Genomic DNA, 18,884 nt, shown 5'->3' with positions numbered 1-18,884 from the left:
GGCGGAGGTGACGGCTCAGGCTCCGGCGAGCGCGTCCGCCGCGACCGGGTCGCAGTCACGGAGGAACTGGGCGCAGCGCGCCGCCTCGTCCGACTCGCCGATCGCGTCGGCGGCCCGGGCGAGCTCGTGCAGGCAGCCGAGGAAGCCACGGTTCGGCTCGTGCGACCACGGCACCGGGCCGTGGCCCTTCCAGCCGTTGCGGCGCAGCGCGTCCAGGCCCCGGTGGTACCCGGTGCGCGCGTACGCGTACCCGGCGACGGTCTGGCCGTTGTCGATCGCCCGCTTGGCGAGCGCGGCCCAGGCCGCGCTGTTCGTCGGGAAGCGGGCCGCCACCTGCGCGTAGGCCTCGTCGTTGTCGGCCGCGGCCAGCGCGGCCGCCGCCTCGTCGTCGCCGGGCAGCAGCGTGGCCGGCGGCTGTGGCATCAGATTCTGCATGCGTCCATCTAACCCCGACCGGCACGGCGGCCCGGCGCACCGGGCCTGGCTGAACGGCTGAGTGTTTCGTCACGCGAGCGGCGCGAACCTCCACGCGCTCGGCCGGTGTCCGCGGAACGTCCGGTCGACTACAAACAGAGGTCCGGAGCCTCCCCAGGACCCGGAAGTCGAGAGCCCGGCGGCCGTCCGCCGGGCTCTCTTCGTTGCGCGGATGCGACAAACTTGAGCACGTGCCGACTCCTCCGCCGCGTGACGTCCTCGATTTCCACGACCACACCGAGTCGGAGGTGGAGACGCGCGCCGAGCTCGACCGCCACCTCGCCACCGGAACGCTCGCCCACCTTGCGGTGCTCGGGCTCGCGCTGGACGAGGACCCACCGGATCTCTCCGGCGTGGAGCTGACCCGCACGCTGTTCCTGGGCTGCCGGTTCGCGTCCGCCGACGTGGCCGCGGACCTGATCCGGCGCGGCGCGTCCGTGGTGCCGGCGCTGCGCGAGCTGCCCTACCCGACGCATCCGGCCCGGCTCTACACGGCCGAGGAGATCTGCGCCGGGTTCCCGGAGCACGGCTTCGACGGCATGTACGACACCGTGGTCTACCGGCACTTCCGGGCGAACGGTGGCGCGGTGCCCGAGGTCCGGGAGGCGCTCGCCCAGCGCCTGCACGACCACGGCATCGACAACGCGCTCGCGTACGCCATGCACGACTGGCTCGCCGCGAACGGCCCGGCCTCGGTGGTCGGCGTGATGGGCGGTCACGCGGTCGCGCGCGGCTCGGCCCCCTACCGCCTGGCCGCCACGCTCGGCCGGGAACTGGCCCGGCGCGACCGGCTGGTCGTCACCGGCGGCGGTCCCGGCGTGATGGAGGCCGCGAACCTCGGCGCCTACCTCGCCACCCGCCCCGAGGCGGACCTGACCGAGGCGATCGACACGCTGGCCACCGCGCCGGACTTCATGGATCACGGCCCGTTCACCGAGGCCGCGCTCGCGGTCCGGGAGAAGTTCGCGCCCGACCCCGCGGCGCACTGGGCGCTGCGCGGTGGCCTCTCCGTCCCGACCTGGCTCTACGGCCACGAGCCGGCCAACCTGTTCGCCGGCCGGGTGGCGAAGTACTTCAGTAACGCCATCCGGGAGGACCAGATCCTGCGCCTCTGCCGCGGCGGGCTGGTCTTCGCCCCCGGCCGCGCCGGCACGGTCCAGGAGGTCTTCCAGGCCGCCACCAAGACCTTCTACGGCACCGACGGCCCCAGCGGCGCCTACGTGTTCCTCGACCGGGCCTTCTGGACCGAGACCCTCCCGGTCCGGACGCTGCTCGAGCCGCTGTTCGCCCAGTCACCGCACGGCGACCTGAGCCACACCGTCCACCTCACCGACGACGTCGACGAGGCCGTCCGCATCCTCACCGCCTGACCCGCCCGGTCTCGGCACCCGGCCACCGGCATCCCGGTCAGCTCTTCGGCAGCACCATCGGGTCCGGGGCGAGCGCGACGCGGTCACGGCCGGCGTTCTTGGCGGCGTAGAGCGCGGTGTCCGCGCTCTCCAGCAGCATCTCGGGCGTCTCGGGGCCGGTGCGGGCCGCGATGCCGGCGCTGAACGTGACGGTGACCGTACGGCCGTCGCCGACCTCGATCGGGGTGGTGGCGACGCGGGCGCGGAGTGCGTCGATCCGGGCGGGCGCGTCGGTGCCGGTCAGGACCAGCACGAACTCCTCGCCGCCGTACCGGGCGCACAGCTCGCCCGCGCGGGTCGCGCCGGAGAGCAGCGTGGCGACGCGGATCAGGACGGTGTCGCCGGCGGCGTGGCCGTACCGGTCGTTGATGCTCTTGAAGTGGTCGATGTCGATCAGGGCGACGGACAGCGGTGCGTCGGCCGCGACCGCGCGGGTCAGCCCGGACATCAGGTGCCGGCGGTTGTGCAGGCCGGTGAGGTGGTCGCGGAGGGCCTGCTCGGCGAGGTCGGCGCGGAGCAGTTCGATGGTCTGGAGCTGGCGTTCCAGTTCGCGGCGCTGCCGGTTGAGGTCGGTGACGTCGCGGGTGACGACGGCCCAGCCGATGCAGCGGTCGCCGCGGGCGTAGAGGCGGCTCACCCGGACGTCGAGGTCGAGGCCGGACTGCTGGGCGTTCTCCACGGTGAGCTCGCGGTCGTCGTCGACGGTCAGGTCGCGGCCGGGCATCAGCGGCGTGGCGGCGCCGAGCAGGTCCGCCAGCGTGTGCCCGACGAGCGTGCCGGCCGCGCCGGGACACAGCCGGCGGAGCAGTGCGTCGCCGGCCGGGTTGAGGTCCAGGATGCGGCCGTCACGGCCGACCACCGCGACCGCGTCGCTGATCTTCTCGAAGACGCGGCGGTGGGCGACCGGGGCCTGGGCCGGCATCGACTCGCGGACCACCATCCAGTACATCAGCGGTGCGGTCAGCACGAAACCGAGCGCGGTCAGGTCGGTGAGCCGGCCGTGCAGCGCCAGCACGACCATGTTGAGCAACGCGGACGGCAGCGAGATCAGCACCGCGAACGCGGCCGCCCGATAGCGGCTGGAGGTGACCGACCGGAGCCGCACCACCCGGACGAACGCGAAGCCGAGCACGGCGTAGCTGTAGGCGGAGTGCACCCAGAACAGCGGGCCGTAGACCGGCACGAACCCGCCGTCGAACCCGGTGTCCCGGAACCCGGCGAAGAAGAGCTGGTGCCACGGCGTGGTGGCCATCGCGGTCACGCAGAGCACGGGCTCGATCGCGAAGAGGACGACGAACCGGCGGCTCGGGTGCCAGGCCCGGTCCGCGAGCGCGTGGGAGAGCACCAGCCAGCCGGCGACGACGGTGCAGACGAAGACGAACGACACCGTGTTGGTCAGCTGGAGCAGGCCGGCGTCCCGGACCAGCATCTCGGCCGCGTCGGTCGCGGACCAGCCGGCCAGCCCGACGTTCAGGAACGCGGTCGCGCCGAACCCGGCCGCGTGCCGGCGCCGGCGCCACGCGACCACGGCGATGCCGGTGGAGACGACGGACGCGGCCAGGAAGAGCACGCACAGCACCACCGTGACCATGTGCGTCACCTCCCCCGGCTCGGTCTGGAACACAGCTCCATCGGCAGTGCCGGGCACCCTGCTGAGGTGATGTGAAGTGAGCTACCGGATCTGGTGGCCGGTGATGGCGCGCGCGATGACCAGGCGCTGGATCTCGGACGTACCCTCGAAGATGGTGTAGATCTTGGCGTCCCGGTACCAGCGTTCGACCGGGTGCTCGCGCAGATATCCGGCGCCGCCGAGGATCTGCACGGCCTTCTCGGTGACCGCCACCGCGACCTCGCCGGCCTTGAGCTTGGACATCGAGCCCTCGCCGGCCGCGAACGGGCGGTTGTTGCGGCCCATCCACGCGGCCCGCCAGACCAGCAGGCGCGCGGCGTCGATCTCCATCCGCATGTCGGCCAGCGCGAACGCGATCGCCTGGTTCTCCACGATCGGCCGGCCGAACTGCACCCGGTCGCGCGCGTAGTCGAGCGAGTACTCGTAGGCCGCGCGCGCCACGCCGATCGCCTGCGCGCCGACCGTGGGCCGGGACAGCTCGAACGTGCGCATCGAGGCCTGGCCCGCCGCCCGCTCGTTGTTGCGCGCCTTCGCCAGCCGCGCCTCCAGCCGGCCCCGGCCGCCGAGCAGGCAGCGGCCCGGCACGCGCACGTCGTCGAGGAAGACGTCCGCGGTGTGCGAGGCGCGCAGGCCGAGCTTGGCCAGCTTCCGCGGCGACGACAGACCCTTCGTTCCCGGCGGTACGACGAAGGCGGCCTGACCGCGCGAGCCGAGCGTGGGGTCGACGGACGCGGTGACCACGTGCACCGCCGCGATGCCGCCGTTCGTGGCGTACGCCTTCTGCCCGTTCAGCACCCACTCGTCGCTCGCCTCGTCGTAGACCGCGCGGGTGCGGATCGCGCCGACGTCGGAGCCGGCCTCCGGCTCGGTGGAGCAGAACGCGCCGACCGCCGGGTGCGCCTCGTCGCCGAAGCACGGCGGCACCCACTCGGCCAGCTGCTCGGGCGTGCCGGAACCGAAGATCGCGGCGACCGCCAGCGACGTGCCGGCGATCGACATCGCGAGCCCGGCGTCGCCCCAGAACAGCTCCTCGTTGGCGACCGGCATGGACAGGCCGCTCGGGTCGGACCACGCGTTGGCCAGGAACTCGAACCCGTACAGCCCGACCTTCGCCGCCTCCTGGATCACCGGCCAGGGCGTCTCCTCGCGCGCGTCCCACTCCGCGGCGGCCGGACGCAGCACGCCCGCCGCGAACCCGTGCACCCAGTCGCGCAGCGCGGTCTGGTCCTCGTTGAGCTCCAGGGAGAACTCCACGCCGGTCACGCCTTCGGGATGTCGAACAGCGTCTGGATCTGCGCGGCGAGGCCGAGGTTGCCGTCCGCCTTGAGCTTGCCGCCCATGAACATCATCACCGGGTTGCCGAGGCCGGAGATCAGCTTGACGAACGGGACCGGCGCGACCGTGAGCGTCAGGTCGGGCTTGCGGTCGGTGCTCGGCGAGAGCGTGCAGGCGCCACCGTCGATCACGATCTCGTAGGTGTCCGCGCCGCCGTCCGGCCGGCCGGTGACGGTCCAGTGGATCACCGCGCTGGTCTGGCCCGCGCGCTCCGGCCGGAACTGCTTCGGCATGCGCGCGAACACCTCGTCCAGGATGAACTGGCGCTGCGGTCCGCCGAGCACCTCGGTGATCGTCGAGTCCGGCGTCGCCTTGACGATCTTCGCGAACTCGCGCGGTTCCATGGTGGCGAAGGTGGCGGGGTCGAAATCGGTCATGTCCGGCTTTTCCTCTCCCTAATCTACCCGCGCGTAAGGTTACGCCCGGGTAGATATGCTGACAAGCGTGCCGGCCTTCAAGCGTCTCCCCCGCGCCGTCCGTGAGCGGCAGATGCTGGACTCGGCCGTCCGGGTCTTCTCCCGCCGCGGCTACCACGCCGCGTCCATGGACGAGATCGCCGAGGACGCCGGCATCTCCAAGCCGATGGTGTACGCGTACCTCGGCACGAAGGAAGAGGTGTTCCTCGCCGCGCTGCACCGCGAGGCCGCCCGCCTGATGGACGTCGTCGCCGGCGCGGTCGACGCCGGCACCCCGGCCGACCGCCAGCTCTGGAGCGGCCTGCGCGCGTTCTTCGACTTCGTCGCCGGCAACCGGGAGGGCTGGACCGTGCTCTACCGGCAGGCCCGCGGCCTGGAGCCGTTCGCGGCCGAGCTGGCCGGCATGCGCTCCCGCATGGTGCGGGTGGTGACCGAGCTGCTCACCCAGGCGATGTCCACCTCCGGCGGTCAGGCCACCGACACCGAGCTCGAGGTCATGGCGCACGCGCTGGTCGGCGCCGGCGAGTCCCTCGCCGACTGGATGACCGACCACCCCGGCGCCGACCCCGCCAAGACCGCCACCCAGATGATGAACGTCGCCTGGCTCGGCGCCGACCGCCTCCTCAGCGGCACCACCTGGCGCCCGGGAACCGGGCCGTGATCACCGCCCGGGAACCGGGCCGTGATCACGCCGGTTGTTCGTGACCGGGGCGTCCCGCACGCCGTGGGAACGCCCCGCTCACCGAATTACAGGCCTTCCGCGACCGCCGCGGCGATCTTGAGCCAGGCGTCGCGGGTGGCGGACGAGAGCGTGCCGTAGCGGATCGGCTCACCGGTGTCGACGCTCCGCTCGTACGGCGCGGAGAGCACGATCCGGGTCCGGGCCGCGAAGTGCCGGAAGATCGCGTCGGTGTCCAGGTCGCGCTTGGTCGACGGCGAGGACACGATCGTGACCGCCTGCCGGACCAGCCGCTGCCGCCCGGTCTGCTCCAGGTGGTCGAGCATCCGGGCCGCGGTCTCCGCCGAGTCGTTACGGGCCGACATGGTGACCACGAGCTGGTCGGTGGCGTCGATCGCCGCCTGCCAGTTCTGCGCGCGCACGTTGTTACCGGTGTCCACGAAGATCAGCTTGTAGAACCGGCTGACCACGTCGCGGATCTCGGCGAACGCCTCCGCGGTCAGGATCTCGCCCGCGGTCGCGGACTCGTCGGACGCGAGCACGTCGAACATGCCCTCGCCCTGCGCCCGCACGTACTGCGACAGGTCGCCGACCCGGCCGTTCGCGCCCTGGAAGCTGACCAGGTCGCGCAGCATGTCCCGGACGGTACGCGCGTGGAAGTCCTGCTGCGCGCGCATGCCGAGGGTGCCCTGGGTCTCGTTGTTGTCCCAGGCCAGCACGTAGCCGCCGCGCCGCTGACCGAACGTCATCGCGAGCAGCAGCACCGCGATGGTCTTGCCGGCACCGCCCTTCGGGTTGACGATCGTGACCTGCCGCAGCCCGCCGAAGTTCCGGCGGACCATGTCGATGTCCTTCTTGATCTCCTGCTCACGGCGCCCGGGAGCCAGCGACACCAGGCCGAACGTGGCGTGCCGCAGACCGGCGCGGACGCCCATCTGGGCCACCGGGTCGGCCGGCTTCATGGTCCGGCGCCGCGCGAAGTCGTCCGCGGTCGGCGTCGGCTCGTGCGCGTCCGGCTCCCAGCCGGTGTCCGGCACCGGCGGCTGGCCCTCCTGCGGCGGGAACGGCACCGGCGGGTACGCGGTCCCCTGCTGGTGGTGCACGACCTGCTGCTGCCACGGCGGCACCGCGGCCTGCCCCTGGTTCGGGTCCGGGAACGCCGGCGTGTTCGGGTCCGGGTAGGGCGGCCGCTCCAGCGTGGGCGGGCGCGGGAAGTCGGGCCGCGGTGCGGCACCCTCGTTCGCCGGCTGCCCGTCGTCCGGCGGACCGCTGTCGGCCCCGTCGGCCGGCGGCGCGCTCGTCACCTCGGACACCGGAAGATCAGGACCGGGCACCGGGGGTACGGGCAGCGCGTGCGGCCCCGGGAAGGGACCGGGCACCGGACCGGGGCCCGGCGGCACCGGCGGGACCACACCCTGCTGGTGAACCGGCGGGACCGGGCCCTGCTGGTGCACCGGCGGGTACTGCGCGTGGTGCTGCTGGTGGACCATCGGCGGCTGCTGGTGATGCACCGGCCCCTGCTGGTGCACCGGCGGCTGGTGCACCGGCGGCTGGTGCGTCGGGTACTGCGGCTGCGGCCCCGGGTACTGCGCGTGCGCGCCCGACTGGTGCGGCCCCGGGTACTGCGGACCGGGCGGCGCCGGGTACGGCGGCTGCTGCGGGCCGGGGTACTGCGGACCCGGGTACGGCTGGTTCGGGTACTGCTGGTGCGGATAGGCCGGACCCGGCTGCTGCTGGTGGGGATACGGCGGACCCGGCGGCTGCTGGTTCGGGAACTGCGGGCCGGGGCCGGGCACCGGACCCGGACCCGGCGGCACCGGACCGGGACCCGGCGGCACCGGGTTCTGGTAGGCCGGGCCGGGTGGCACCGGGCCGGGTGCCGGGTACACCGGGTTCGGCGCCGGCGGGACCGGTCCGGGCACGGCGACACGACCATGCGCCCGCGCGTCGGGCCCGGGCGGGGCCGGCGGCGGTGGGCCGGGCACCGGTGGAACGGGCAGCGGTGGAACGGGCGGTGCGAGTGCGGTCGGGCCCGGGTCGGGCGCCGGCCGTACCGTCGCATCCTGCTCTTGATTCTGGTCCTGGGGTGCCGGCACGGGCACGCTGGCGCGAGGCGTGGTGGGTGGAGCCGGCGGCGGTGCCACCGGCTTGTTCTGCTGCGAATCCGCCGGCGACGGCTCCTGGTCGTCCGGAGACCAGAACGGCTCGTCGTCTTCCGTGTCCGACGAGAAACTATTGACCACCGCGCACTGCCTCCCCTAGTTGACGTACGCCGCCCACGCGCCCGCCTCGGTCCACCAGGACCTCTTGCGGTTCAGCGTGCCGGCCACCCCGTCGTCGATGAACTGCACTTCCCCGTCCCGCGGCAGCACGGACGCCGCGCGGCCACGGGCCCGCCGGACCTCGATCCGGAGACGGGACCTGCGGAAACGGCTCTTGGTCCGCACCGGCACCGCCACGGCCACCTCGACCGTGCCGTCGCCCGGGTCGGCGCCGCTGAGCAGCGGGAGGCCGTCCAGGCTCGCGTAGCCGGCCGCGTTGCCGACCGCGCACGCCAGGATTCCCTCTTCCCCGTCACTCAACACCGTGTCGTCCACCTGCACTCTGCCTCGCCAGGGCAAGGGCTTGCCGTCCTCACTCTTACCGCCGAGTAGCGTTCCGTCCAGCGTGACGGATCCCGCATCGGTGCGCAGCAGGTCGATGCGCCGGGTGCGGTCGCCGAGCACCGCGGCCGCGACCGCGGCGGGCTCCCGGGGCAGGCCGAGCTGTGCGGCCAGGTCGTCCGGGGTGCCGGCGCGGACCGGGTCGAGCGGCAGCACGCCGAGCGCGGGCAGATCCGGCACGGTACGCGACTCGGGCAGATCGGCGGGGCGCTTGCTGGGCGGCGGCGCGAACCGGCGGACCAGGCGGCGGACCACGGCCCGGATCTGCGCGTCGGACGCGGCCGCGACCACGACCCGGGTCTTGCTCTCCGTGTCCGGCCAGGTCAGACCGTCGGCACGGGGCGGGGCGTCCAGGCGGGCGAGCACCGCGTCGATCTCGGCGTCCGAGCGGGCGGTCACGTACTCCACCCGCGCTCCGGCCGCGGTCAGCGCGTCGCCGCAGGCCAGCACGGGCACGCGGGTGCCCGGCTCGGCGCAGGAGCGGTCCACGTCCGGCGCCTCGCCGGCGTGCTCGTCACCGCCGCAGCAGGATCCGCCGAGCCCGCAGGCGCTGGATCCGGCGGGCGCGCCGGAAGCGAGGCTGAGCAGCACCACGTCGTACACGGCCGGTGGCCTCCCGTGATCTTCTCGGCCATCTCCAACGTGGCCGTAACTTCTTGTTAGCCTGACACCTCGGGCTTGCCGTGTGGTCGCCACCTTGGCACCCGAGCCCCTCGAAGGCGGGTTTGCAGATGCCAGCGATAGTGCTTCTCGGCGCGCAATGGGGCGACGAGGGCAAGGGCAAGGTTACCGACCTGCTGGGCGAGCGGGTCGACTACGTGGTGCGGTACTCCGGCGGCAACAACGCCGGCCACACCGTGATCACTCCCGACGGCCAGAAGTATGCCCTTCACCTCATGCCGTCCGGCGCGCTGTCGCCGAACGCGATCATCGTGATCGGCAACGGCGTCGTGGTCGACCCCAAGATCCTCCTTCAGGAGATCGACGGCCTCAACGAGCGCGGCGTCGACGTGTCCCGGCTGCGGATCTCCGGTGACGCGCACCTGATCATGCCGCACCACCGGGCGCTGGACCGGGTGGTGGAGCGCTACCTCGGCTCGTCCCGGATCGGCACCACCGGGCGCGGCATCGGCCCGGCCTACGGCGACAAGGTCGCGCGGATGGGCATCCGCGTGCAGGACCTGCTCGACCCGGGCATCCTGCGCAAGAAGCTCGAGCTGGCGCTGCGCGAGAAGAACCAGATCCTGTTCAAGGTCTACAACCGCAAGGCGATGGACGTGGACGCGGTGGTCGAGGAGTACCTCGGCTACGCGGAGCGGCTGAAGCAGTACATCGCGGAGACCCGGACGATCCTCTGGGACGCGCTGGACCGCGGCGAGAACGTGCTGCTCGAGGGCGCCCAGGCGACCATGCTGGACATGGACCACGGCACGTATCCGTTCGTGACGTCGTCGAACCCGACCGCGGGTGGCGCGTGCGTGGGCGCGGGCATCCCGCCGACCGCGATCACCAAGGTCATCGCGGTGAGCAAGGCGTACACCACGCGCGTCGGTTCCGGCCCGTTCCCGACCGAGCTGTTCGACGAGTTCGGCCAGCACCTGCGCAAGATCGGCCACGAGTACGGCACGACCACCGGCCGCGAGCGCCGCTGCGGCTGGTTCGACGCGGTCGTCGCGCGGTACGCCTCCCGGCTGAACGGCGTCACCGATCTGGTGGTGACGAAACTGGACGTCCTCTCCGGACTGGAGAAGGTGCCGATCTGCGTCGGCTACGAGATCGACGGCGAGCGCGTCGACGACATGCCGATGACGCAGACCGACTTCCACCACGCCAAGCCGGTCTACGAGGAGCTGGACGGCTGGTGGGAGGACATCTCCCAGGCCCGCACCGAGGCGGAGCTGCCGAAGAACGCGCGCCGGTACATCGCGCGGATCGAGGAGCTGTGCAACACCCGGGTCAGTGTGGTCGGCGTCGGTCCGGGCCGCGACGAGAACGTGGTCCGGCACCAGCTGATCTGAGCTAGATCACCGGCCGTCGGTAGCATCACTCGGCGTGCGCGTACTTCTCATCGGTTCCGGAGGGCGTGAACACGCCCTCGCCATCGGCCTCGCGGCCGACCCCTCGGTCGAGCGGCTGGTCGCGGCGCCGGGCAACCCCGGCATCGCCCAGCACGCCGAGCTGCGCGAGGTGGCCGCGACCGACCCGGCCGCGGTCGCGGCGCTCGCCGTCGAGGTGGGCGCCGACCTGGTCGTGATCGGCCCGGAGGCGCCGCTGGTGGCCGGCGTGGCGGACGCGGTGCGGGCCAAGGGCATCGCCGCCTTCGGCCCGTCCGCCGCGGCCGCGCAACTGGAGGGCTCGAAGACGTTCGCCAAGGACGTGATGTCCGCGGCCGGCGTGCCGACCGCGCGCGCGTTCACCTGCACCACGCCGGCCGAGGCCGCGGCCGCGCTGGACGAGTTCGGCGCGCCGTACGTGGTGAAGGACGACGGCCTCGCCGCGGGCAAGGGCGTCGTGGTCACGGACGACCGGGACGCGGCGCTCGCCCACGCGGCCGAGTGCGGCCGGGTCGTCATCGAGGAGTACCTCGCCGGTCCCGAGGTCTCGCTGTTCGTGGTGACCGACGGCGAGGCGGCGCTGCCGCTGATGCCGGCCCAGGACTTCAAGCGCGTCGGCGACGGCGACGCCGGGCCGAACACCGGCGGCATGGGCGCCTACACGCCGCTGCCGTGGGCGCCCGACGGGCTGGTCGACCGGGTCATGGCCGAGGTGGTCACCCCGACGCTGGCCGAGATGCGCAAGCGCGGCACGCCGTTCTCCGGCCTGCTCTACGTCGGGCTGGCGATCACCGAGGCCGGCCCGCGGGTGATCGAGTTCAACGCGCGCTTCGGCGACCCGGAGACCCAGGTCGTGCTGGCCATGCTGACCACGCCGCTGGCCGGTCTGCTGCACGCGGCCGCGACCGGCGAGCTGGCCGCACACCCGCCGCTGACCTGGCGGGACGGCGCCGCGGTGACCGTGGTGGTGGCGTCCGAGGGCTACCCGGAGGCGCCGCGGACCGGTGGCGTGCTGACCGGCGCGGAACGGCCCGGCGTGATCCACGCGGGCACGAAGCGGCGCGACGACGGCGCGCTGGTCTCGTCCGGCGGCCGGGTGGTCTGCGCGACCGCCACCGGCGCGGACCTCACCGCCGCCCGGACCGCCGCATACGCGCTGGTGGAGGGCATCGAGCTGGCCGGTTCGCACCACCGGACCGACATCGCATTGGCTGCTGCGGAAAGGCGCGTAACGGTCTGACCTCCGCAAATACGTAGTCCGATTCGTCACGTGTGTCACTCTGAGAAAAGAGGGGTAGGGAGCGTGCGAGTTCGGCGGCCGTCGAACTCGCACACGACGTAGGGAGGTGCGCGGTGCTCGACAGAACGGGACCTACCGTAGGCGTGCTCGGCTCGTACGGCGGACTCAACCTCGGGGACGAGGCGATCCTCACCAGCCTGCTCGACGATCTGCGCAACCGGCGCCCGGACGCCCGGATCCTGGTCTTCTCCCGGCATCCGGAGAACACGAAGGCGAAGCACCCGAACGTCGAGGTGGTCGGCTGGGAGGGGATCAGCCGGCAGGCGACGGCGACCTCGCTCGGCGAACTCGACCTGCTGATCCTCGGCGGCGGCGGAATCCTGTACAACACCGAGGCGCGGCGCTACCTGCGAGTGGCCAAGGCGGCCCAGGAGCGTGGCGTGCCGGTCTTCACGTACGCGCTCGGCGCCGGCCCGCTCACCGAGGAGACGGACTGCGCCATCGTGCGGGAGGTGCTCTCCGAGGCGGTCGAGGTCACGGTCCGGGACGAGGAGTCCCGGCTGGTCCTCGAGGAGGCCGGCGTCACCCGCACCATCCACGTGACCGCGGACCCGGCGCTGCTGCTGGACCCGGAGGACTTCAGCGACGACATGCTGCGGACGGAGGGCATCCCGGCCGGGCGGCGCCTGGTCGGCATGAGCGTCCGCGAGCCCGGCAAGGCCGCGGAGCACCTGGACGAGGAGTCCTACCACCAGCTGCTCGCGCAGATGGGCGACTTCCTGGTGCACCGGCTGGACGCGCGGCTGCTCTTCGTGCCGATGGAGCGCGACGACATCCGGCACTCGCACGCGGTGCTCTCGCACATGACCGCGGTGCAGGACTGCCGCGTGCTCTACGGCGACTACCGCCCACGCCAGGTGCTCGGCCTGATGCGGCACCTGGACCTGGCGGTCGGCATGCGCCTGCACTTCCTGATCTTCAGCGCGCTCAGCGGCGTGCCGTTCCTGCCGCTGCCGTACGCCGGGAAGGTCTTCGACTTCGCCCAGCAGGCCGGCGCACCGGCTCTCCGCGGCGTGATGCGCGAGTCGGCCGGCCCGCTGCTCGCGCAGGTCGACCGGCTCTGGGACGAACGGCCCGAACGGGTCGCGGACACCAGTGAGCGCATGTCCGGGCTGCGCGTCCGCTCCCGGGAGACCGGCGAACGGCTCGGCGCGGTCCTGGAGAACATCCGCCCGCGGACACTGATCGCCGCGTAGAAAGGGATAGGAGATCGCGACCGGGGTAGGGGATCAGTCATGACGTTGTCGCCGTACGTGTCGACCGCATACCTCTCCCCTCCCCCGCAGGACGAACTCGTCGAGCTGCCTCCCCGCCGGGCCCGTCGCGCCGGCCGCACGAACGTGCTGGTCGTCGGCGGTGGGCCGGCCGGGATCGGGGCGGCGCTCGGTGCCGCCGCGACCGGCGTCCGGGTGACGCTGGTCGAGCGCTACGGCTTCCTCGGCGGCAACGCGACCGCCGCGCTGGTGATGCCGCTGACCAGCTTCCACAACGAGATCAAACAGGCGGTCGGCGGCGACGACACCCGGCTGCTCCCGACCGACCACGGCGAGGGCGAGCCGGTCGTCGGCGGCGTGCTCTGGACCATGCTCGACCGGCTGCACCAGATGGGCGGCGTGATCAAGCCGAGCCCGGACACCGGCTACACCGTGCCGTTCGACCCGGAGCTGTTCAAGCTCACCGCGTACGAGCTGCTGGCCGAGGCCGGCGTGCACATGCTGCTGCACTCGTTCGCGTCCGACGTGATCGACCTGCCGGACGGCGCGCGGGTGGTCTTCGAGGGCAAGTCCGGCCCGATCGTCATCGACGCGGACGTGGTCGTCGACTGCACCGGCGACGGCGATCTCGCGGCCGCGGCCGGCGCACCATACGAGATCGGCCGCCCCGAGGACGGCCTGACCCAGCCGATGACGCTCATGTTCCGGATGGGCAGGTTCAACCACGAAGGCTTCAACGGGTACGTGCGGGAGCACCCCGACCAGTGGCGCGGCGTCTACGGTCTGTGGGACCTCATCCGCGAGGCCACCGAGGCCGGTGAGCTCGACCTCACCCGCGAGGACCTGCTCTTCTTCGCCACGCCGTACGACGACGAGGTCGCGGTCAACTCCACCCGCGTCACCGGCGTGCTCGGCACCAGCGTCTTCGACCTGACCCGGGCCGAGCTGGTGGCGCACGAGCAGATGGCGCAGATCGCCCGTTTCCTGCGCCGCCGCGTCCCCGGCTTCGAGCAGTCCTACGCGATCCAGAGCGGCGTGCAGGTCGGCGTCCGGGAGACCCGGCGCATCCAGGGCGAGTACACGCTGACCGGCGACGACGTGCTGACCGCCCGGAAGTTCGACGACGTGATCGCGCGCGGTGCGTACCCGGTCGACATCCACAACCCGACCGGCCGCGGCACCGTGCTGAAGCGCCTGCCGCAGGGCGCGTCGTACGACATCCCGCTGCGCTGCCTGCTTCCCCGCGGCACCGACCGTCTGCTGGTCGCCGGCCGCGCCATCTCCGGCGACCACGTGGCCCACTCGTCGTACCGCGTCATGCCCATCTCGATGGCCACCGGCCAGGCCGCCGGCGTCACCGCCGCGCTCGCCTCCCGCGACGGCAAACCGCCGCGCGACCTCTCCGTCGAGACAGTCCAGCGCGAGCTCCGCAACCAGCGCGCCAGCCTGGCCTGACCGCTCAGCCGAGCCGCGTCACCAGCGCGCGGAGCGCGAGCTGCAGCTCCTCGTCCGGAGCGACGGAGTTCGACGAGAACGTGACGTACCGCTGGGGCATCGCGAGCTGGGCGCGCAGGTGCGGCAGGGCCGGTGCGGCGGCGCGGCCCATCCGGCTCAGGCACGCCACGACGAAGGGTCCGGCGAAACCGTTCCGCGCCCACGCCGCCAGCAGCGTGTCGACCACCGCCGGGGCCTCCGGTTCGCCGGCGATGCCCCGGATCGCGTCCGCGCTGTGCAGCCGGACCCAGTCGTAGTCGTGGTTCAGCAGCTCGCGCAGGCGCGGCAGCGCGGCCGCGGCGGGCGGGCCGATCTCGCCGAGCGCCTCGCCGACGGTCCGGACCGCGTAGGCGGCGTCGTCCGCGAGCGCGTCGAGCAGCAGCGGCAGTAGCTCGTGCCGATCGCGGCCGATCGCCCACAGCGCCGCCAGCGCCTCCTGCCCGAGATACCGGTCGCGGGTCGCGGCGACCGTGCGGACCGCGTCGAGCGCGGGCGCGGCGGCCGGGCCGAACGCCCGTAGCGCGGACAGCGCCGCGCGAACGGACGACGAGTCCTCGGCGCTCCCCGTCGCGGAGAGGAAGCCGGCGATCGCGGGCACGGCGGCCGGGTCACCGAGCGCGGACAGCGCGGAGACCAGCGCGCTGCCCGGCCTGCTCGCCCGCGGGTCGGCCGGGTCGATGCGGCGCAGCCGCGCGAGCAACCGGGGCACCAGCCGGCCGGCCGCACCCGGGAGCCGGCCGGCGACCCGGACCGCCCGCCAGCTGTCCACGTCACCGTCGAGCGCGGCCAGCAGGCTGGGCACCGCGCGTGCGTCGCCGAGCAGGGCCAGCGCCTGCACCGCCTCCTGGTGCGCGCGGCGCGCCTGCGGGTCGGGCGCGGACCACGCGCCGGGGCCGGCCGCGCTGACGACCGCGGCCAGCGCGTCCGCGACCGGGGCGGAGAGCGGCGCGCAGTGCTGCAGCGTCACCGCGGCCTCCGCGGCGACCTCGTGGTTCGCCTCGTCCAGGTGGCCGGCGACTCGGGTGATCAGCGCGGTGTGGTCACCACGCCAGTCGCCCACGAGATCGCGGCTCATCCGGAGCGCGTCCAGCCGGGTGCCCGGATCGGCGCTGCGCAGCTGCTCCGCGAGCAGCGCGGCACGGTCCGCGACCCGGCCGGCCAGCGTCCGGTGGAACGTGTGCAGCAGGCCGGTGGTCGGCGCGAACACGCGGTTGGCCCGGTCCAGCTCGTCGAAGACGGCGGTCACCTCCGGCGGCGCTCCCGGCTCCGGCGGCCTGGGTGGTGGCGAGCCCCGCCACGGCCAGGTCGGGGTCAGCGCGCGCAGCAGCCGGATCGCGGCCGGCACGGCGTCGTCGCCGATCCGGTCCGGGGCGGACCGCGCGCGGTGCACCACGGCGGCGAGGCGGGTGCCGGCGTCCGCGCCGGGGTCGGCGGCGAGCGCGTCCAGCCAGGCGATCACATCGGCCGCGCACGCCGGGTGGCGCAGCGCGATCTCGCCCATGGACCGCACGATCGCGAGCCGGATGACCAGGTCGGACTCGGCCGGGAGCCGCCGGCGCAGCACCGTGGCGGCGCGGACGCCGTCGCTGTGGATCAGGCCGATCGCCGGGATCGCGGCCACGCGCACGCACGGGTCCGGGTCGGCGGCGAGCGCGACGAAGGTCTCCCCACGGTCGCGCAGCACGACGCCCGCTCCGCGATAGTCGTGCACCGCGTAGTCGTGGTCGGGCTCGACGTCGTCGTCGCAGGGGATGTCGGCGACCTCGCCGGCGATGCTGGTCAGCAGCGTGACGACCGCGGCCCGGTCCGGCGTGCCGGGGTCGGTGGCCAGCGCGAACAGGAACGGCAGGGCCGCGGTCGTGCTGCGGTAGACGTCGCCCTGGTGGTGGACGCTGCCGTAGAACGAGTCGAACGCGCCGCTTCGCTCCGCCGCGTCCGGCGAGCGCATCGCCAGCAGCATCGCGGGAACGTCTGCGGCCGAGCCGTAGGCGTGCTTCATCGCGGCCCAGTCGATCCGGTCCAGTCCGTCGAGCATGGACGGCATGATGCCCGGCCGGTACGACATTTTCGTGGCACGCCCGCACGGGGCCGATGGTGACCGGCCGCGGAACCGGCAGGGAGGCCGCCCGCGGCCGACCGGTGCCCGCGGGAGCATGCGGGCGGGGCCACGCCGGATGCGGGAATCCGGTCCTTCGGGGTCGGGGTTGCCGGCACGCCACGGGTATTGCGCTCGTGCCGAACACTCGGGCACATGGAGATCTTGGTGATCGGCGCGGTGGGCCTGTTGATCGTCGTGCTGCTGGCGAACCGGGGCCAGAAGAAGAAGCGGAAGCGCGACGGAGGAGACGGCCACTACTCCGGCACGGACAGCGGCGGCAGCGGTGGCGGTGGCGACGGCTGGGGTGGCGGGGACGGCGGTGGTGACGGTGGGGGCGGCGGCGGTGGCGACTGAGCCGGTCAGACGATCGGGACGCGGTGCCAGAAGCCGATCGGGAGGTTGACCTCGTCGGCGGTGGAGATGCCGTTCTCGTCGAGTGCGTTGTGGATCGCCAGGCGGGCACCGTCGAAGATGAGCTCGACGGCGTGCAGCACGCGGGGGCGCCACTGGGACGGCATGATCCGCTCGATCACGTTGACCTGGCGCAGCGCGCGGCCGCGGAGCGCGGCCAGCTCGGGGAGCGTGCCGGAGCGCCAGTCGAGGTGGATGCCGGGCCAGTCGAGCGGGGTGGTCATGTCGATCTGACCCCAGGTGATGGCGCACTCGTCGAACTTGCGGTGGGTGATCTCGACGTTGAGGTCGCCGAAGCCGAGGATGACCGGGCCGCCGGCGAACCAGACGTCGGTGTCCAGGTCCCACATCAGCCAGGCGTCGACCAGTGGGCGGTCCAGGACGCGGGCGAAGCGGGCGCGGTGCGCGGCCGCCAGGGCGCGGGAGCTGAACTGCCACTCCGGCTCGTATCCGTCGATGCCGAGCATGCCCGCGACCTCCGTTCCACGTCGTTGGATCGTAACCACACGACGAACGGCCGGTCCCGTCGTGGGACCGGCCGCGTCGAAAACGGAACTAAAGGGATTACTTGCTCAGCGTGGTGCCGGTCGAGCGGAGGTGCTCGCAGGCCTCGACGACGCGCTTGGCCAGGCCGTTCTCGGCCAGCTTGCCCCAGGCCCGCGGGTCGTACGCCTTCTTGTTGCCGACCTCGCCGTCGATCTTGAGGACGCCGTCGTAGTTCTTCATGATGTGGTCGACGACCGGGCGGGTGAACGCGTACTGCGTGTCGGTGTCGATGTTCATCTTGATCACGCCGTAGTCCAGCGCGCCGTGGATCTCGGAGAGCAGCGAGCCGGAACCGCCGTGGAAGACCAGGTCGAACGGCTTCTCCTTGCCGTACTTGGCGCCGACCGCCTCCTGGATCTCCTTGAGGATCTCCGGGCGCAGCTTGACGTTGCCCGGCTTGTAGACGCCGTGCACGTTGCCGAAGGTCAGGGCCGTCATGTAGCGGCCCTTCTCGCCCAGGCCGAGCGCGGCCGCGGTGGCCAGGCCGTCCTCGACGGTGGAGTACAGCTTGTCGTCGATGGCGGCGGAGACGCCGTCCTCCTCACCGCCGACCACGCCGACCTCGATCTCGAGGATGATGTGCGCGGCCGCGGACAGGGCCAGCAGCTCCTCGGCGATCTGCAGGTTCTCCTCGACCGGCACGGCCGAACCGTCCCACATGTGCGACTGGAACAGCGGCGCCTTGCCGTTCGCGACGCGCTCCTTGGAGAGCGCGAGCAGCGGCCGGACGTACCCGTCGAGCTTGTTCTTCGGGCAGTGGTCGGTGTGCAGCGCGATGTTGATCGGGTAGTTCTTCGCGACCTCGGTCGCGTACTCGGCCAGCGCGACCGCACCGGTGATCATGTTCTTCACGGTCGGGCCGGACGCGTACTCGGCACCGCCGGTGGAGATCTGGATGATGCCGTCGCTGCCCGCCTCCGCGAAGCCCTGCAGGGCCGCGTTCAGGGTCTGCGAGGACGTCACGTTGATCGCGGGGTACGCGAACGCGCCGGCCTTGGCGCGGTCGAGCATCTCGGCGTAGACCTCAGGGGAGGCGATAGGCATCGGAGCAACTCCTTGATGTGGTGCGCTGGGTCCGGAACCCCCGGCGGGACCGCGTTGTCCTTCGCCGGAAGTATCCCGCACGCCTCATGTGTCGGGAACATCGCCCTGGAGTTACGG

The 18,884-nt window shown here is 72.9% G+C and carries 15 protein-coding genes and 1 pseudogene; 7 read left to right on the top strand and 9 right to left on the bottom strand.

The window, feature by feature from the left end:
• Positions 1-15: 15 nt before the first annotated feature.
• Complete coding sequence (locus tag J2S44_RS19850) at positions 16-435, bottom strand: DUF3151 domain-containing protein (protein ID WP_310416068.1); 420 nt, start codon at positions 433-435, stop codon at positions 16-18.
• Positions 436-665: 230 nt separating this feature from the next.
• On the opposite strand from J2S44_RS19850, the gene J2S44_RS19845 reads away from it, so the two are divergent.
• Positions 666-1,844 (top strand): LOG family protein, encoded by a 1,179-nt coding sequence (locus tag J2S44_RS19845; RefSeq protein ID WP_310416065.1) that lies wholly within the window; start codon positions 666-668, stop codon positions 1,842-1,844.
• 37 nt (positions 1,845-1,881) lie between these two features.
• On the opposite strand, the gene J2S44_RS19840 is transcribed toward J2S44_RS19845, so the two are convergent.
• From J2S44_RS19840 to J2S44_RS19830, 3 genes are read right to left on the bottom strand one after another with little or no spacing between them, the layout of a single operon-like run.
• On the bottom strand, positions 1,882-3,507 hold the full coding sequence (locus tag J2S44_RS19840; protein ID WP_310416061.1) for a histidine kinase N-terminal 7TM domain-containing diguanylate cyclase: 1,626 nt from the start codon (positions 3,505-3,507) through the stop codon (positions 1,882-1,884).
• Positions 3,508-3,555: 48 nt separating this feature from the next.
• Positions 3,556-4,767, bottom strand: a complete 1,212-nt coding sequence (locus J2S44_RS19835) for an acyl-CoA dehydrogenase family protein (RefSeq protein WP_310416058.1) — start codon at positions 4,765-4,767, stop codon at positions 3,556-3,558.
• Between the two features lie 5 nt (positions 4,768-4,772).
• Positions 4,773-5,225, bottom strand: a complete 453-nt coding sequence (locus tag J2S44_RS19830) for an SCP2 sterol-binding domain-containing protein (RefSeq protein ID WP_310416055.1) — start codon at positions 5,223-5,225, stop codon at positions 4,773-4,775.
• Between the two features lie 58 nt (positions 5,226-5,283).
• On the opposite strand from J2S44_RS19830, the gene J2S44_RS19825 reads away from it, so the two are divergent.
• Positions 5,284-5,925: a TetR/AcrR family transcriptional regulator gene (locus J2S44_RS19825; protein WP_310429780.1), complete on the top strand. Its 642-nt coding sequence runs from the start codon at positions 5,284-5,286 to the stop codon at positions 5,923-5,925.
• Positions 5,926-6,011: 86 nt separating this feature from the next.
• Here the strand turns inward: J2S44_RS19825 and J2S44_RS19820 are convergent.
• A pseudogene (locus tag J2S44_RS19820) lies at positions 6,012-7,865 on the bottom strand (MinD/ParA family ATP-binding protein).
• 336 nt (positions 7,866-8,201) lie between these two features.
• Entirely contained in the window at positions 8,202-9,209 is a 1,008-nt protein-coding gene (locus J2S44_RS19815) for a diacylglycerol kinase family protein (RefSeq protein ID WP_310416049.1), read from the bottom strand.
• 128 nt (positions 9,210-9,337) lie between these two features.
• Between J2S44_RS19815 and J2S44_RS19810 the strand changes: the two genes are divergently transcribed.
• The 4 genes from J2S44_RS19810 (at position 9,338) to J2S44_RS19795 (ending at position 14,629) form a co-directional block, all read left to right on the top strand.
• The gene (locus tag J2S44_RS19810) at positions 9,338-10,624 is read left to right on the top strand and encodes an adenylosuccinate synthase (protein ID WP_310416046.1); all 1,287 of its coding nucleotides are present in this window, start codon (positions 9,338-9,340) and stop codon (positions 10,622-10,624) included.
• A gap of 34 nt (positions 10,625-10,658) precedes the next feature.
• Complete coding sequence (gene purD / locus J2S44_RS19805) at positions 10,659-11,900, top strand: phosphoribosylamine--glycine ligase (protein ID WP_310416043.1); 1,242 nt, start codon at positions 10,659-10,661, stop codon at positions 11,898-11,900.
• 113 nt (positions 11,901-12,013) lie between these two features.
• Positions 12,014-13,156 carry a polysaccharide pyruvyl transferase family protein gene (locus tag J2S44_RS19800; protein ID WP_310416041.1) on the top strand — a complete coding sequence of 381 codons (1,143 nt, stop codon included), beginning with the start codon at positions 12,014-12,016 and terminating at the stop codon, positions 13,154-13,156.
• Positions 13,157-13,195: 39 nt separating this feature from the next.
• Positions 13,196-14,629 (top strand): FAD-dependent oxidoreductase, encoded by a 1,434-nt coding sequence (locus J2S44_RS19795; RefSeq protein WP_310416038.1) that lies wholly within the window; start codon positions 13,196-13,198, stop codon positions 14,627-14,629.
• 4 nt (positions 14,630-14,633) lie between these two features.
• On the opposite strand, the gene J2S44_RS19790 is transcribed toward J2S44_RS19795, so the two are convergent.
• The gene (locus J2S44_RS19790; protein WP_310416035.1) at positions 14,634-16,703 is read right to left on the bottom strand and encodes a HEAT repeat domain-containing protein; all 2,070 of its coding nucleotides are present in this window, start codon (positions 16,701-16,703) and stop codon (positions 14,634-14,636) included.
• A 216-nt stretch (positions 16,704-16,919) separates the two neighbouring features.
• On the opposite strand from J2S44_RS19790, the gene J2S44_RS19785 reads away from it, so the two are divergent.
• The gene (locus tag J2S44_RS19785) at positions 16,920-17,120 is read left to right on the top strand and encodes a hypothetical protein (RefSeq protein ID WP_310416032.1); all 201 of its coding nucleotides are present in this window, start codon (positions 16,920-16,922) and stop codon (positions 17,118-17,120) included.
• 5 nt (positions 17,121-17,125) lie between these two features.
• On the opposite strand, the gene J2S44_RS19780 is transcribed toward J2S44_RS19785, so the two are convergent.
• Together J2S44_RS19780 and fbaA are read right to left on the bottom strand one after the other, a co-directional pair.
• Positions 17,126-17,644, bottom strand: a complete 519-nt coding sequence (locus J2S44_RS19780; protein WP_310416031.1) for a hypothetical protein — start codon at positions 17,642-17,644, stop codon at positions 17,126-17,128.
• Positions 17,645-17,741: 97 nt separating this feature from the next.
• The gene (gene fbaA / locus J2S44_RS19775; protein WP_310416028.1) at positions 17,742-18,767 is read right to left on the bottom strand and encodes a class II fructose-bisphosphate aldolase; all 1,026 of its coding nucleotides are present in this window, start codon (positions 18,765-18,767) and stop codon (positions 17,742-17,744) included.
• Positions 18,768-18,884: the final 117 nt, after the last annotated feature.

Origin of the sequence: Catenuloplanes niger (assembly GCF_031458255.1) — a bacterium.
Taxonomy (GTDB): Bacteria; Actinomycetota; Actinomycetes; order Mycobacteriales; family Micromonosporaceae; genus Catenuloplanes; species Catenuloplanes niger.
Note: the sequence above shows the minus strand (reverse complement) of the source record. Positions and strands in the feature narration are given on the sequence as shown.